Source organism: Pseudoalteromonas sp. GB43, assembly GCF_054923805.1.
On the sequence record NZ_JBPCHJ010000001.1, the window covers coordinates 502570 to 518437 of the forward strand.

The following is a 15868-nucleotide window of genomic DNA, read 5'->3' on the forward strand; positions in this document are numbered from 1 at the left end:
CACAATGGCCGCTTTCAGTTTAGATTTTTGCTATGTTAGATTTTTTCAAAATATAGCTTTTCGCGTTTTTTCTCACCCACTTCGTTCATGGTTGCAGCATCAAATAAACGACCATTGATCATGGTGTAATCGATTTTATCTGTATCACGAATGTTAGTTAGCGGGTTACCGTCAATAACAATTAAATCGGCAAGTTTACCCGGCTCAAGAGAACCGATGTTGGTATCAAGGCCAATGTATTTAGCAGGATCTAAGGTTGCTGCACGAATTGCTTCAAGTGGTGTCATACCACCTTGCGCAAACATCCAAATCTCCCAATGTGCCGCTAAACCTTCACGTTGACCGTGAGCACCTAGGTTTACTAAAACACCTAAGTCTTGCAGCTCTTTAGCAACACGGGCATTGTTAAAGTGGTTATAGTGATGATCGGGCGCCTTAACACGACGCATTGAGCGAGGCAAAAGCTGATTCTTTGGTACAAACTTACTTAAGCGTGGGTGATTCCACACATCCGTCTTGTCGTACCAATAATTTTCACCCCAAATACCACCGTAAGCTACACCGAGTGTCGGCGTGTAACCCACATCGCTTTGTGACCAAAGCTGGCGAATATCATCGTAAATATTGGCAACAGGAATTGAGTGTTCAATACCCGTATGACCATCAACTACCATAGTTAAGTTGTGCTGCAGTAATGAACCGCCTTCTGGCACAACCATCATTTCAAGTTCACGACCTGCTTCAATAACTTGCTGGCGCTGTTCACGACGAGGTTGGTTATATGATTTAACACTAAACGCACCTACTTTCTTTAAACGCTCAAGATGGAATTTAGCATCTTCTAACGAGTCAATATGCGATGTATAACCTGGCATATTCGCACCATATAAGATGGTACCTGTAGAGAAAATACGAGGACCGACAATCATGCCTGCTTTTTGCATTTCGCTTGCAGCAAAAATCTCTGTGGTGTCGTTTGATGGATCGTGAATCGTTGTCACACCTAACGCTAAGCCAGCTAAGTTCTTCCAGTTTTGCTGTGGAATGATCTCATCGCTGCCTTGCGAGCCGTGCGCATGTGCATCAACAATACCCGGCATAATCGTCTTGCCAGTTACATCAATTACTTCTGCGCCTTTGGGAATAGCAACACTATCTTTGCTGCCAACCGCATTAATATGCTTACCATCAGTAACAATAACGCCGTTTTCAATAACCTGCTCACCGTTCATGGTGATAATACGCGCACCAGTTAACGCAAAGATTGATTTAGGCTCGGCCATGGTTTTTGTAAAACCGATGTTGTCGCCGTTTTTAACTTTAAAGTCAGTCTCTGCATTTTGGTTAATATCAAATAAACCCGCTAGGCTGGCATGATATAACTCCGGGCCTAAGCTCCAATAAAGTTTATCGCTTGTGCCACTCCAACTGATGTTTTCACCCGCGCGAACAGAAAGCTGCTCAATTGGGAATTGGCTATCTTTCGGGCCAATATTAATGGTTTTGCCACGCTCAACAAATGGCGTAACAAATACTTTAAAACGCTCTGCAAACGCTAAGTATTGGCCATCTGGTGATACTCTAAACTCTGTAGCATGTTCTGATTCGTAAAGTTTACGAACTTGCTTTGATTCAAGCTCAACAACACTTAATGTTGGTTTCGGCCAAGGGCTCATCACATAAATACGGTCATTCGCTGCACCAAATTGCGGCTGATAGCCTGATTTACTGATTAGCGTCGCTTTACCGCCTTTAGCACTTACTGAGTAAATACCTGGCTCTAATGACCATGTTGGGTTAAGGATACTGCCGCCAGATGCTTTACGGTAAACAACCGTTTTGCCATCAGGGCTGAAAGTTGGCTCTACATATTTACCCGGCTCCTTAGTAATGGTATCGCCACGACCACTGCGCGCAGATACAACACGAACTGAGCCCTGTTCGTTATCATCCCATGTGGTATAAACAATCTTCTTACCATCACGAGAGAACTGCGGGAATAATTCAAAGTGGTCGTCTTGCTTAGTCAGGCGCTTCACTTTGCCAGACTCTAAATCACGTTTATAAATATGACCTAGCGCTTCAAATATAGCCGTTTCACCATCCGGTGAAATTTGTACATTACGCAGCATTTTCACATCAAAATTATCGCTATCGATGTTTTGTGTAAAACGCACGGCTTTTTGAATTTGCTTATTGGTCTCCACTTTAAACGGAATAGTCGAGACAGACTTATCATCCACATCTAGCTTATGAATGGTACCACCCGCCCAAAAGACCAGTTGTTCGTTATCTGGTGTCCAAGCAATTGTTGGGTATACGCCATGAATTGCCCATGTCTCTTGCATATCACGCTCAAGCTCGCCATACAGCTTAGTATGCTCACCGGTGTGAAGATCATATAAGTACAAGCTTGTTTGGAAATCATCGCGCTTAATATACGCAAGCTTTTTACCATCTGGTGAAGGTGTCGGTCGAATAGCCCCACCCATGCCATCAATAATTGTTTCAATCTCGCCAGTTTCACGGTCATAGCGTTTAATTTTATAAATACCCGCTACAGAATCTTTAGAGTAATGGAATGTTTTACCCGGCGTTGCATCATGCGAGAAATAAACATAACGACCATCCGGTGAGAACATTGGTTCGCCTAAGTCTTTTTGGTCGTTCTCACGTGCAGTTAGTTGCACACCTTTACCACCCGCTTTGTGGTAAAGCCATACTTCACCAGCACCTAGAGAGCGGCTTGCAGTAAAGTGCTTACGCGCAACTAAGTAGTCACCATCTGGGCTCCAAGCTGGGCTGTTTAACAAACGAAATGTTTCGTTCGTTACGGCTTTTTGGTTTTCACCATTTAAATCCATAACCCAAATGTTATCGCCACCACCTTGGTCTGAAGTAAACGCAATGTGCTTACCATCAGGGCTAAAGCGTGGTTGCATTTGCCATGCAATATCACTGGTTAATTGCGTTGCAGTGCCACCTGACATTGGCATGGTATAAATATCGCCGAGTAGGTCAAACACCACTGTTTTACCATCAGGGCTAATATCTACGTTCATCCACGTGCCCTGCTCAACACTAATTTTAGCGTCTAGGAATTGGCCTTTTGGTGCGTCCACCTGCCATTTGTCGTCATTTGATTGCTCAGCTGCCGCCACTTGCCCAGTTAGAGCAAGTGAAACAGATACAGCGAGCGCTGTATGAAGCATTTTCTTCATTGAAATCTCACTTTTTATTGTTTTGCTTATATGCACACGTTTAAGATTGCACCAAATAGCATAGCAAGATTCCAGTGATTCGTGTTAAACAGACGTAAATAGTCGACTAATGCCACGCAATCGGATCAAACTGATAAAAGCCAACCAGTAAATGATAAATTTCTGGGTCAAACTGCCTGAGCTCAGCGGGTTTTTCTAAAAAGGTTTCGGTGATAACAGCAAAAAACTCTGCCTCATTAGTCGCGCCATAGCTATGAATAATATGAGGCATGCCATAAGCTAAATGGGTTTTAAGTTGATTAAAGGCGCGGCTAAATACTTTTGCCCACTTTTGGTAATCCTCGTTACTCGAAAGCAGTGGTGTACCCGTAGTTTTGCCGGTTTCTTGGTCGAGCTGATGGGCAAATTCATGAAACACTAAATTATGGCCATCGCTTGGTAAACGGTTCCCCTCAAGGACATCATGCCAACTCAATACCAGTGTTCCGCCTGGCCATGATTCACCTTGACGCACCGTATTGTGATAACTAACAAGTCCGGCATTATCGCGGGAAGTTTGCGGGGCATAATACGCGCTTGGATATAATAGGATCTCTTTTACATTACGATACAATGGCCACGGTTTATTAAGCACTAAAACACAAGCATCGGCTGCCACAATCAGCTTCATTGCATCATTAAGCTTAAGGCCATCACAACCGATAAAGCGTTTTTCATTTAAAAACCAAACGATATGACGCTCCAGCTTTTCGCGGTCGGCATCCGTCATCTTTCGGTAGATAGGCATATATTTTAACAGCAGATTTTTTTGCTGAACATTGAGGGAGTTATTAAGGTATTTTTTCTGCCAAAAGTGATTACGGATATCGTCCCAGCGCCAGTAACACACAACAAAAATTATTAAAAAAAGTATCAAAACCAGGTTAAGCATTACTATCGCCTAAAAAACAATCTTGATACTTTAATGTGTGCAAACAAAAAAAGAATCAATTGTTTACACACATTTTTATTTTTAAAGCTGATTAATCGAGCGTAATACAGCCTTGATTATAAATAAAAATTTGGTTCCGGCCGTTATTCTTCGCATTGTATAAAGCGTTGTCGGCGTGTGATAGCAAGCGGTCGTAGTCTGCAACTTGCGCGTTATCTGTCACACCAAAACTTACCGTTACAGAAAGGCTATCTGCTAATTCTGAGAAATCGTAACCCGCTATCTCTAAACGGATAATTTCACACAATCTTGCGGCCTCTTCAGCGTTTTTGTATGGAAACAACAGGGTAAATTCTTCACCGCCCCAACGCGCCGCATAACCTTCATCAGGGAAGTTCATGCGCAGTAAACGAGCAATTTCACAAATCACTTTATCACCAATTAAGTGCGAGAAATTGTCATTAATGAGTTTGAAGTGATCAATATCCATAATGGCAATACTAAGCGTTTTATTATCACGTTGGAACTGACTAAAGTTTTCAGACAACCATATATCAAAGGCACGTCTATTCGGTAATTGCGTTAATTGGTCATGATTCGCTAAATGAGCAAAGGCATCGGCTTGCGTTTGTAAATCATGCATTTGCTGTTCAACTTTTTCAGTTAACTCAATTTCAATGCGCTTGTAATGATATAAGCGGTATTTATAAATGGCATAAGCAGCAAAAAGCACTGCAACTAAGATAAATAATTTAAAGCTGGTTTTCTGCCAAAAATAAGGGGCTATTTTAAACCGCAGTACTTGTTCATTATCTTGCCAATCACTATTTGGATACCCAGCGCGCACTTTAAAGGTATAGTTACCCGGTGGTAAATTAGTGTATTCGGTAATGGCCAAGCGCCCCCTGTCTACCCATTGTTGATTGTAACCACTTAATTGCGTTTGGTAGTTTAAACGCCCGGGCATGATAAAACTAAGCCCAGCGTAATTAAACGAAACACGAGAAACACCCGCAGGCAAGCTCAACACCTCACTTCCAACGGGTAAAGTCATGGGTTTGCCATCGACTTCGAAGCTTTCAATAACCGTCGATAGTCGGCGTTTACTGGCTTCTTTTAAGCGTTCTGGTGTCGCAATAGCAACGCCTTTTGCAGTAGCAACCCATACTTGTCCATCTGAATGAAGCACAGCAGCAGGGTTTGAACCACCATTAGCTTGCGCGCTAAGCATGCCATCGCCTTCATCATAAAGCTGCATCGAAACGCTCATTGGCTGAACTTTTTCAGGGTTATCTAGCAGTGCTACTAGCTGAGCTTTATTGACTTGAATAACACCGCGGTTACTGGTCAGCCACAGTGAGTCACCTTGTTCAATGACTTGGAACAGCTTATCGACAGGTAAACCTTGATCTCGACCAAATAAGCTCATTTTATCTGTGCTGAGATTGTAACGAACGAGACCTCTATCGGTTGCAAGCCACATTTTATCGCCATCTAAGTAAAAGCCGAATGCATACTCAGTGCTGAACTGCGTTGGAAACTCAAGTGTTTTAAACTGCTCTGTAACTGGGTCAAAAATGGACACACCGACGCCCGTGCCAACCCATAATCTACCATGGTCATCCTCATTAAGTGCCATTATGAAATCACCGGCCAGGCCATCCTCCGTGGTAAACGAATGAATTTGCCCTGCAGGGTCTATCTTGGTTAAGCCTGCAGCGGTACCAACCCATAGATTATCAAAAGCATCAAACAACACAGCGCGAACTTCGTTACTGATCAGGCCATTACTGCGGTTTTTTACTGGGTAAATTTGCCCATTAACCACTTTCATTAAACCGGCAGTATAAGTGCCTAGCCAGACTCCGCCCTGCTTATCTTCAGTTAAACTTAAAACGGATAGTGGGTCTTTTTCATAGGCTTGGGTAAGGGTTGTGAGCTTGCCATTTTCAATACGATTTAAGCCATTACTACTGCCCACCCATAAGCTGCCATCAGAATGCGATAACACGGTACGCACATAATCAGATGCAAGCCCACGACTTTGGCTCCAATTCGTAAATGGTGCTTCGCGCAGGCGGAATAACCCGGCATTCGTGCCAACCCAAATACTTTTTTCCCGATCGAGCAATAAGGATAAAATACGGTTGTTGGGTAAGCCATCATCTGCCGCTAAGTTTTCAAGGCCTAAACTGCTAAGTCTAAATACCCCTTTATTGATGGTGCCAAACCACAAATCGCCTTGTGCATCTTCGAGTAAACTAGCAATTGATTCGTTGTTAAGGACGGGATTAATAGCAACAAACTTATTATTTTTCTTTTGCCATGCCCCTTTTTCAGTGCCGACAATTAAAGTGCCTGACTCCGTTAGTAACAAGGTAAACACAGAAGCATTTGGAAGCCCTGAGTCTTCATTGATCTTACTAACTTGCTTATTCTCTATTTGATAAAGACCATCACTGGTCGCAGCCCAAATCACGCCTGTTTTGTCTTGTAAAAGGCGGTAGGCACTTAACTTATCAAGCAGTTTTTGCTCAGTGGCAGTTTCAGAAGCGCGGTATACAATACCTTGCCCTTCAAGTGCCAACCAAAGCTCACCTTGTTCAGTAACAAGTGCATGATTAACCATGGCTGATGAGCTTGGTAATGCGCGCCACCCTCCTTGTGAGCGAAGCGCAATGCCACCACGGGCGCCCACGATATATAAATCGCCATTTTCCATTGCAATAAGGCTACGTAGGCCAGAATCAGGTAAGCCAGGTATTTCTGTTCGAGTAAAGAGTTTAAACTCGCGACCATTAAAACGGGCAAGCCCTTCCCAAGTTGCTATCCAAATGTAACCATCTTTGGTTTGCGCTACACCATTTATACTATTGTGAGGAAGGCCGGCGCGAGTACTCCAAGTCTCTGTAAAATAGTCACTTAAAGAGAGGCGTGCAGATTCTGCAACCGCGCTGAAACATAAAAAAAGGAAAATACAACTAACTACCCGCACCATTAAACTAAAACCCTGATATTTATTATCGTTCTATTCAGTGATGTAGTTATGCGAAGTAAAGTCATCCCTAACTTCAGATAATACTACATTAGTTGCAATTTTTACTTACTTCGATAACATTTAGCAAGAATCAATTACAAAAATTCGTAATTTTTTCTTGCAGTATTTTCACAAATCTTGCTACATGCAGGCCATCCATCAAAGCATGATGCACATCGATTGAAAGCGGCATCTTGCCAGTTTGTACGTCATATTGGCCAAACACAAACTTGGGTATACCTAGACCATGCCCTTCACTCACCGCATGCGAGAAGCCGGTAAAATTAAGCCATGGGAGCACTGAGATATGAATAAGATCAGGCTGCCCTTCTGTTGCAGCAAATGCATCAGAGAAAAATGGTTTTGCTTTACTTGTTTTACCCACAGCAATCGCGTGTTTTGAAAAATCTTCCATCGACGCTTGTTTTTCAAAATAACTAAAACGAAAAGTTTCATCTTCTGCAAGCTCTACCACACTGCCTCTTACAGATGACAGTTGTACGGGCAACAAATCAATAATACGTTGACGCATTGGTGCATAGTCATGACATGCTTCAAGTGTTAGGTAAACATAGCTGTGAAAGAACGAATACGGTTCTGCTTTGCACTTGTTATATAGAGCCGCCATATCGAGTGAAACACATACATTAAAATATGGCAGAGAAAATTCTTTGAAAAAAGCGAAATGCTGCTTACGAGGCCAAGTATCAAGATTGATTGGGGTTATTTCACAAGGCTGAGTTTTCATTAGGCGTCCTCGAGATTTAAAAACCGAGTGTACCGAGATAGTTAGCCTTCGTCATTTTGTTGCGATAAATAACAGAGACAAAAAAGGTGCGACTTGCGCACCTTTTTACCTGTAAATTTATCGATTTACTAAATTATAAGCCGTTTTCGATGATTTCTAATGCGAGTTCATCGGCAATTAAATGCGTCGACTTTTGCTCTTTTTCAGAGCGAGCAAAGATTTCTGTTAGCGTATCAAAAATGCCTTCAACGTGCTTCGTTGATGCTTCTGCACTATAACCTGCTGGTGCAGTTTCGTAATAAACGTTGATGATACCACCTGCGTTAATGACGTAATCTGGTGCGTATAAAATACCTTTTTCGCGGATGATCTCACCGTGACGAGACTCTGCTAATTGGTTATTCGCACAACCTGCAATAATTGTTGCTTTTAAACGCGGGATAGTCGTGTCATTCACCGTTGCGCCAAGTGCACATGGTGCATACACATCAACATCTAAGTCGTAGATTTCATCAATACCCACAGCCGTTGCATTGAAGTCATTTACAACACGCTCAACAGCTTGTTCGTTGATATCTGTTACAAATAATGTTGCGCCCGCTTCATGTAGGTGTTTACAAACGCCATATGCTACTGCACCTAAACCTTGCACGGCTACTTTGATACCAGCAAGATCTTGATGACCTCGTTGATGTTGTAACGCCGCTTTAATACCTAAGAATGTACCATATGCTGTGAACGGTGAAGGGTTACCACTTTTACCTTCAAGGCCTAATACATAGTTAGTTTCTTTATTCATGATAGCCACATCATCACAAGTGATGTTTACATCTTCAGCTGAATAGTAGCTACCACTTAAACGCTCTAACTGACGACCAAATGCACGGAAAAGTTGCTCTGATTTAATTTCTTTAGCATTACCGATGATCACTGACTTACCGCCACCAAATGGTAAACGTGCCACAGCATTTTTGTAGGTCATACCTTTTGATAAGCGAAGTGCATCAGTAACAGCATCTTCATCAGTTGTGTAGTCCCACATTCTGCAACCACCAACCGCTGGACCTAACTTGGTATTGTGAACCGCGATAATAGCTTTTAGGCCTGATTCTTTATCTGAACAAAACACCACTTGCTCGTGGTTATCAAAGTCGACTTTATTAAATACAGCCACAGTTAAATACTCCGAAATTTTCTTACCCTAAAGGGTGTGAGCGCTGAAAGTGCCGAGACTTTATCACTTCGTATGCTCCCTTACCACTAAATGAGATGATAAAACTAAGCAAAGTTCTCAGGCCGAAATAACAACTCAAAAACTAACACTTTATGGAAAAAATATACCAGTCAACGTACGCATTAAGCATTGTTAATTCAAAACAAAATATTAACATCGCCAACTTTATTACGTGAACGTAAAGGTAAAGTATAGCGTAAAGAAAAAATGACAAAAAAATTATGCCGATAAAGCCAAGTAAAATCAGCTTTTAAAGAGATGTTAGAGAAATAGCTGAGACTGGTCAGAGCTGAAAAAAAACGGCGCAGGTGCGCCGTTTTATGAAAAGAGTTTCAAGATGGTTATTTTAATTTGCCATCAAGTTCTTCGATTTTTGCTTTCCAAATAGCAGGGCCTTGCGTATGCGCATTGGCACCTTCACTATCAACGGCAACGGTTACTGGCATATCTTCTACTTCAAACTCGTAGATTGCTTCCATACCTAAATCTTCGAACGCAACAACACGTGCTTTCTTGATTGCTTTAGATACAAGGTAAGCTGCACCACCTACTGCCATTAAGTAGATAGATTTATTGTTTTTGATTGATTCTACTGTAGCAGGACCACGCTCTGCTTTACCAATCATACCGATGATGCCCGTTTTTTCTAACATCATATCAGTGAATTTATCCATACGAGTCGCAGTTGTAGGGCCAGCAGGACCTACCGCTTCATCACCCACTGCATCTACAGGGCCAACGTAGTAGATAAACTTGTTATCAAAATCAACGCCTTCAGGTAAACCTTCACCTGATTGGATCATATCTTGTAAACGTTTATGCGCGGCATCACGACCCGTTAAAATAGTACCAGACAGAAGAACCGTTTCACCCATCTTCCATTCTTGCGTGTCTTCTTTAGTCAGTGTGTTTAAATCAACACGACGTGTACCTTCACCTACTTCAAATGTAACTTCTGGCCAATCTTCTAGTTTAGGCGCTTTAAGATCAGCTGGGTATGAACCATCTAACGTGAAGTGTACGTGACGCGTTGCTGCACAGTTCGGGATCATTACCACTGGTTTTGATGCTGCGTGAGTTGGTGCCGTTTTAACTTTCACATCAACTACGGTTGTTAAACCACCAAGACCTTGAGCACCAATACCTAACTTATTAGCACGTTCGAAGATATCGATACGCATTTTTTCTTCAGTTGTTTCAGCGCCGCGCTCAATTAGCTCGTGAATATCAACCGGATCCATTAATGATTCTTTAGCAAGTACCGCAGCTTTTTCTGCAGTACCGCCAATACCTATACCTAGCATGCCAGGTGGACACCAGCCCGCCCCCATGGTTGGTAATGTTTTCTCAACCCATGCAGCCACATCATCAGATGGGTTAAGCATAACCATTTTCGTTTTATTTTCTGAACCGCCGCCCTTCGCTGCCACCATTACTTCTACTTCAGCGCCTGGCACTAAGTCAATATGAACAACTGATGGTGTGTTGTCTTTAGTGTTTTTACGAGTACCAGCTGGGTCTGCAACAATTGATGCACGTAATGGGTTATCTGGGTTTAAGTATGCGCGACGTGTACCTTCATCAACCATTTGCTGTACAGTCATGTCTGTTTTATCCCACTTAACATCCATACCTACTTTTACGAAACAAGTAATGATACCTGTATCTTGGCACAGTGGACGTTTACCTTCAGCAGACATACGAGAGTTAATTAAAATTTGCGCAATGGCATCTTTTGCCGCTTTGCTTTGCTCTTTGTTGTAAGCTTTTTCTAAGGCTTGTACGAAATCGAGAGGGTGATAAAAAGAAATGTATTGCAATGCATCTTCAATGCTATCAATGAAGTCTTGCTGACGAATTGTACTCATTACGGGTTCCTTAAGTTTTTATCGCGTAGCGCTGTACGTGATCCTGAGTAAACCGGTGACGAAGATTTACTCTACGGGTTAGTCATGGCATCACTATAAAGGAAATCATAACGCTGCCAATCAAATTTAACTTATGATACCCTCCTCGCCCGTTTCGGGCTAGTTATTCAGGGCAATGTAGATGATAAACGATGAAAATTTGTGCATAAAATTAGATTTAAGTGGTGATTGCATCGCGCTATTTAGTCATTTTGCTCATTTGCCCCATGCCGTGTTGCTCGATTCAGCCAATAGCGAACATGTGAATAGCCGCTTCGATATCATCGCTATTGCCCCTTTAAAGCAATTAGAAGTGCGTGAAAATACCTGCTTTGTCGACGGCAAAGCACAATCAAGTGATTGTTTTAGCTTGATGAAAGAAGGCCTTCAGGAATTTAATCACACAGCAAACTCTAATAACCTGCCTTTTACAGGTGGTTGGCTTGGCTATTTTGGTTATGATTTAGGTCGCGTGATTGAAAGCATGCCAACTACTGCCGAAAACGACATTAACATGCCGCAAATGGCTATTGGCCTTTATCCAGATGCCCTTATTTATGATAAGCAACAGCAAAGCTGGTTTTACGTCTGTCAGCCAAATCATAATCGCTTAGCGCTATACCGGCAGCACCTAAACGAAACACCAGCAAGTGCAGAGTTCGCGCTACAAAGCGACTGGCAATCAAACATGAGTAAAGCCAGCTACAGCGAAAAGTTCGAGAAAATTCAAGCTTATTTAAAAAGTGGTGACTGCTATCAGATCAACCTTGCACAGCGTTTTAAAGCTGAGTTTTCTGGTTCAACATGGCAAGCCTATAAACAACTTCGAGAAGCGAATAAAGCACCGTTTTCAAGCTATATAAATCACCCTGATGGCGCTATTTTATCTATCTCCCCTGAGCGTTTTATTGCTATTAATCAGGGCCAAATAGAAACCAAGCCAATTAAAGGAACCCTCCCTCGTTTGGCTGACTCTGAACAAGACCAAGCGCAAGCAATCCGTTTACAACAATCTGAAAAAGACCGCGCAGAAAATGTCATGATTGTTGATCTGCTACGCAACGATTTAGGCAAAGTGGCTCGCCCAGGTAGCGTCACCGTTCCCTCGTTATTTGCCATTGAAAGCTTTCCGGCTGTGCATCATTTAGTAAGTACTGTGCGCGCAGAATTAGCGGATGGCAAAGATGCCGTTGACCAAATTCATGCCGCTTTCCCGGGTGGTTCAATTACCGGAGCGCCGAAGATTCGCGCTATGGAAATTATAGAAGAGCTCGAGCCGCATCGTCGTAGTGTGTACTGCGGCTCAATTGGCTACTTGAGTGCCTGTGGCAAGATGGATACCAGTATCACAATCCGTACTTTAGTGTGTCACAAAGGTGCAATCTATTGCTGGGCTGGCGGTGGCATTGTGGTTGATTCAAAGGTCGACTTGGAGTACCAAGAAACTTACGATAAAGTAAATAAAATACTGCCTTTATTAAAGTAAAAGTTGAAGTAACCACCTTGAATAGCCAGCAAATAATTGCCCGTTTTAGTTTAAGTCAAACCACAGAGCGCCCAGCTAGCATTCGCTTTAATGCCGAAAAGCGTGCCAGTGCCGTAATGTTACCTCTGCTTGATGTTAACGACGAAGCGCATTTGTTATTGTGCAAGCGACCTAGTTATTTACTTCATCACCCGGGGGAGATTTGCTTACCGGGTGGAAAGTATGAAGAACAAGATGACACTTTGCTGCACACCGCTCTTCGAGAGCTCAATGAAGAGCTTAATATTGGCACACACCAAGTGACTGTCCACGGTAAATTACATCAATACGCGACTCTAACCGGTTTCACTATTGAACCTTTTGTGTGTGTCCTTAGTGAGGGCACAACATGGCAAGCAGATCCCAACGAAGTTGCTGCCAGTTTTTTACTACCCTTATCTTATTTAAGTAATCAACAAAATTGGCAACCCCTCCCCTTTGAGCGAAATGGTAAAACCATTACTTTGCAAGGCTTGATGACCCCCCATGGTCTGCTTTGGGGAGCAACAGCAAGCATTATTAATAACTTTATCAAGCAGCTCGCCCTACCAGTTTAATTATCCTGCTTTTAGGGTTACACAGACACGTTTAAACGTTATCATGTGGGACCGTTCAAAGGCAGGTAGTATGCCGTTAATAGAAAAATGAGTAGCAAATTATGATCAGTGCATTCGATATGTTTAGTATTGGTATTGATCCATCGTCATCTCACACAGTTGGCCCGATGCGCGCTTCGCGTTTATTTGTAAACGAACTAGAAGAAAAAAACTTACTTGCAAACGTCACCGATATTAAAGTTGAGCTATTTGGCTCACTCGGTCAAACAGGTATTGGCCATGGCTCTGGTAAAGCTGTGATCTTAGGCCTTGCCGGTTATGATCCAGAAACCATTGATGCTGATTTAGTCGACGATATCCTCGCAAAAATCGAAAAAGAGCAGGTTATTTATTTAAACCAAAGCCATAAAGCCAATTTCCCTAAGCAAGGTGCGATTGTATTTCATCGTCGTAAAACTCTACCAAAACACTCAAATGCAATGGAAATCATTGCTAGCCAAAATGGCGAAAAGTTATTCAGCAAAGTGTATTACTCAATCGGTGGCGGCTTTATCGTCAGTGATGAAGAGTTCGAGAACGAAAAACAAAAAGCACTCGAAATTCGCGAAGAAAACCCAGCGCCTTATCCGTTTAACACAGCTAAAGAGTTATTAGAGCTATGCCGTGAATCAGGGTTTAGTGTATCAACACTTATGATGCATAACGAAAAAACCCTGCGCAGCGAAAAAGACATCAAGGATGAGCTGTTTAATATTTGGCAAGTAATGAAAGCCTGTATTGAGCGTGGTATGCGTACAGAAGGGATTTTACCAGGCGGATTAAAAGTAAAGCGCCGTGCCCCTAGTTTACACCTTAAATTAAATATTGAAGTAAACAACGACCCATTACGTGCGATGGACTGGGTTGATTTATTTGCCCTTGCTGTAAACGAAGAGAACGCTGCTGGCGGCCGTGTTGTTACCGCACCAACCAATGGTGCTGCAGGTATTTTGCCAGCAGTATTAATGTATTATCACACTTTCATTAAAGAAGTAGACCGTGATATTGCAACACGTTACTTATTAACGGCGGCAGCAATTGGTATTTTATATAAAAAGAATGCGTCAATTTCGGGTGCTGAAGTTGGTTGCCAAGGTGAAGTGGGCGTTGCTTGCTCAATGGCAGCGGGTGCACTAACTGAAATTATGGGTGGTAATGTTGTACAGGTTGAAAACGCCGCTGAAATCGGCATGGAGCACAACCTAGGTCTAACTTGTGACCCTGTTGGCGGTCTTGTACAAGTACCATGTATTGAACGTAATGCAATGGGCTCAATTAAAGCAATCAATGCGTCACGCCTTGCTATGCGTGGTTCTGGAGAGCAAAAAGTAACCCTTGATAAGGTCATTAAAACCATGCTCGATACAGGTAATGATATGAAAACGAAATACAAAGAAACCGCTCGCGGTGGCTTAGCGGTTAACATCATCGAGTGTTAATTTACAGCACGCTTTCAGCATAAAAAAAAGCCGCTTTAAAGCGGCTTTCTTATCTCTATTTTACTGGTAACTCAATGTTTTCGAAGAGTTTATCAACATCTTCTTGGTTACGTAATAAACTTGCTCGTTCAACCAGCTCTTTCGTTAAGTGCGGGGCAAAACGCTCAATAAAATCATACATGTAGCTACGCAAGAAGCTGCCTTTTCGAAAACCAATTTTAGTGGTGCTCGCTTCAAATAAGTGACTTGCATCAATACAGACTAAATCAGTATCTGTTATTTGATCAATCGCCATAGACGCCACAACACCCACACCTAGCCCTAAACGAACATAAGTTTTAATGACATCAGCGTCCGTTGCAGTAAAAACAATATGCGGCTCAAGGCCATGAGCATTGAAGGCTTTATCTAATTCAGAACGACCAGTAAAACCAAACACATAAGTTATCAGTGGGTATTTAGCCACATCGGCAACCGTTAAGTTATCAGCCTTTTGCGCAAGCGGGTGTGTTTTTGCCACAACAATACTGCGATTCCAGTGATAGCACGGCAACATAACTAAATCAGAGTATAAATGTAGTGCCTCAGTCGCAATGGCAAAGTCAGCATCACCGCGTGCTGCCGCATCAGAAATTTGCTGTGGCGTTCCTTGATGCATATGCAGAGAAACTGCCGGGTACTTTTTCATAAAGCCTTGAATAACATTCGGTAATGCGTAACGAGCCTGAGTATGAGTAGTCGCAATGTTAAGTTTACCTTGATCAGGCAAAGTATGCTCATTAGCAACCGCTTTAATACCTTCAACTTTCGACAATATCTCTCGCGAAATATTAATTATTTCGTTACCGGCACTGGTTACATGGGTAAGGTGTTTGCCACTACGGCCAAAGATCTGTACGCCCAGTTCGTCTTCAAGCATACGAACTTGTTTCGAGATCCCCGGTTGCGAGGTAAATAAACTTTCGGCTGTCGCTGAGACATTCAGTTTATGATTTTGGACTTCGACTATATATCTGAGTTGTTGTAGTTTCATGGCTGCATTGTAAACGTTGTTATTGTTTATTTATAAAGGCTGCAAAGCGCAATGCCAAGCGATATTTCATCGCGCTATACATTTATATCGATTGTTTCTAAGGCTAACACATTAAATTAATGCTCGGTAGCCGTGTTTACTCGCAAAATATTCAATAAAGATGTTAGTTTAGCGCTATACTCATTATAAAGTAGTAA

General features: G+C 42.4%; 10 protein-coding genes. 3 read left to right on the forward strand and 7 right to left on the reverse strand.

The features are described from left to right. Positions 1-35: 35 nt before the first annotated feature. The 6 genes from ACRWSG_RS02325 to ACRWSG_RS02350 form a co-directional block, all read right to left on the reverse strand. Positions 36-3221: an amidohydrolase family protein gene (locus ACRWSG_RS02325; protein ID WP_462165511.1), complete on the reverse strand. Its 3186-nt coding sequence runs from the start codon at positions 3219-3221 to the stop codon at positions 36-38. Between the two features lie 106 nt (positions 3222-3327). Beyond that, a complete protein-coding gene (locus tag ACRWSG_RS02330; RefSeq protein ID WP_462165512.1) occupies positions 3328-4152 on the reverse strand; it encodes a M90 family metallopeptidase in 825 nt (274 codons plus the stop codon). A gap of 91 nt (positions 4153-4243) precedes the next feature. Then, on the reverse strand, positions 4244-7150 hold the full coding sequence (locus ACRWSG_RS02335; protein ID WP_462165513.1) for a two-component regulator propeller domain-containing protein: 2907 nt from the start codon (positions 7148-7150) through the stop codon (positions 4244-4246). A gap of 130 nt (positions 7151-7280) precedes the next feature. Then, positions 7281-7937, reverse strand: a complete 657-nt coding sequence (locus ACRWSG_RS02340; protein WP_054551612.1) for a CatA-like O-acetyltransferase — start codon at positions 7935-7937, stop codon at positions 7281-7283. 133 nt (positions 7938-8070) lie between these two features. After that, a complete protein-coding gene (locus tag ACRWSG_RS02345) occupies positions 8071-9111 on the reverse strand; it encodes a Leu/Phe/Val dehydrogenase (RefSeq protein ID WP_462165515.1) in 1041 nt (346 codons plus the stop codon). 401 nt (positions 9112-9512) lie between these two features. Then, positions 9513-11039 (reverse strand): fumarate hydratase, encoded by a 1527-nt coding sequence (locus tag ACRWSG_RS02350; protein ID WP_462165516.1) that lies wholly within the window; start codon positions 11037-11039, stop codon positions 9513-9515. A 181-nt stretch (positions 11040-11220) separates the two neighbouring features. Between ACRWSG_RS02350 and pabB the strand changes: the two genes are divergently transcribed. From pabB to ACRWSG_RS02365, 3 genes are all read left to right on the forward strand, one after another. Beyond that, complete coding sequence (pabB, locus tag ACRWSG_RS02355) at positions 11221-12564, forward strand: aminodeoxychorismate synthase component I (protein ID WP_462165518.1); 1344 nt, start codon at positions 11221-11223, stop codon at positions 12562-12564. Positions 12565-12581: 17 nt separating this feature from the next. Further along, positions 12582-13160 carry an NUDIX hydrolase gene (locus ACRWSG_RS02360; protein WP_462165519.1) on the forward strand — a complete coding sequence of 193 codons (579 nt, stop codon included), beginning with the start codon at positions 12582-12584 and terminating at the stop codon, positions 13158-13160. A 101-nt stretch (positions 13161-13261) separates the two neighbouring features. Continuing rightward, positions 13262-14638 (forward strand): L-serine ammonia-lyase, encoded by a 1377-nt coding sequence (locus tag ACRWSG_RS02365; RefSeq protein WP_462165520.1) that lies wholly within the window; start codon positions 13262-13264, stop codon positions 14636-14638. Positions 14639-14693: 55 nt separating this feature from the next. Here the strand turns inward: ACRWSG_RS02365 and cysB are convergent, their stop codons facing one another. Next, positions 14694-15671 carry an HTH-type transcriptional regulator CysB gene (cysB, locus tag ACRWSG_RS02370; RefSeq protein ID WP_054551618.1) on the reverse strand — a complete coding sequence of 326 codons (978 nt, stop codon included), beginning with the start codon at positions 15669-15671 and terminating at the stop codon, positions 14694-14696. Positions 15672-15868: the final 197 nt, after the last annotated feature.

Excerpts from the sequence above, each read along its gene's own strand:
- ACRWSG_RS02335 (WP_462165513.1), bottom strand. The coding sequence starts at position 7,150 with ATGGTGCGGGTAGTTAGTTGTATTTTCCTTTTTTTATGTTTCAGCGCG.
- ACRWSG_RS02340 (WP_054551612.1), bottom strand. The coding sequence starts at position 7,937 with ATGAAAACTCAGCCTTGTGAAATAACCCCAATCAATCTTGATACTTGG.
- ACRWSG_RS02325 (WP_462165511.1), bottom strand. The coding sequence starts at position 3,221 with ATGAAGAAAATGCTTCATACAGCGCTCGCTGTATCTGTTTCACTTGCT.
- pabB (WP_462165518.1), top strand. The coding sequence starts at position 11,221 with ATGATAAACGATGAAAATTTGTGCATAAAATTAGATTTAAGTGGTGAT.
- ACRWSG_RS02365 (WP_462165520.1), top strand. The coding sequence starts at position 13,262 with ATGATCAGTGCATTCGATATGTTTAGTATTGGTATTGATCCATCGTCA.
- ACRWSG_RS02350 (WP_462165516.1), bottom strand. The coding sequence starts at position 11,039 with ATGAGTACAATTCGTCAGCAAGACTTCATTGATAGCATTGAAGATGCA.
- ACRWSG_RS02330 (WP_462165512.1), bottom strand. The coding sequence starts at position 4,152 with ATGCTTAACCTGGTTTTGATACTTTTTTTAATAATTTTTGTTGTGTGT.
- cysB (WP_054551618.1), bottom strand. The coding sequence starts at position 15,671 with ATGAAACTACAACAACTCAGATATATAGTCGAAGTCCAAAATCATAAA.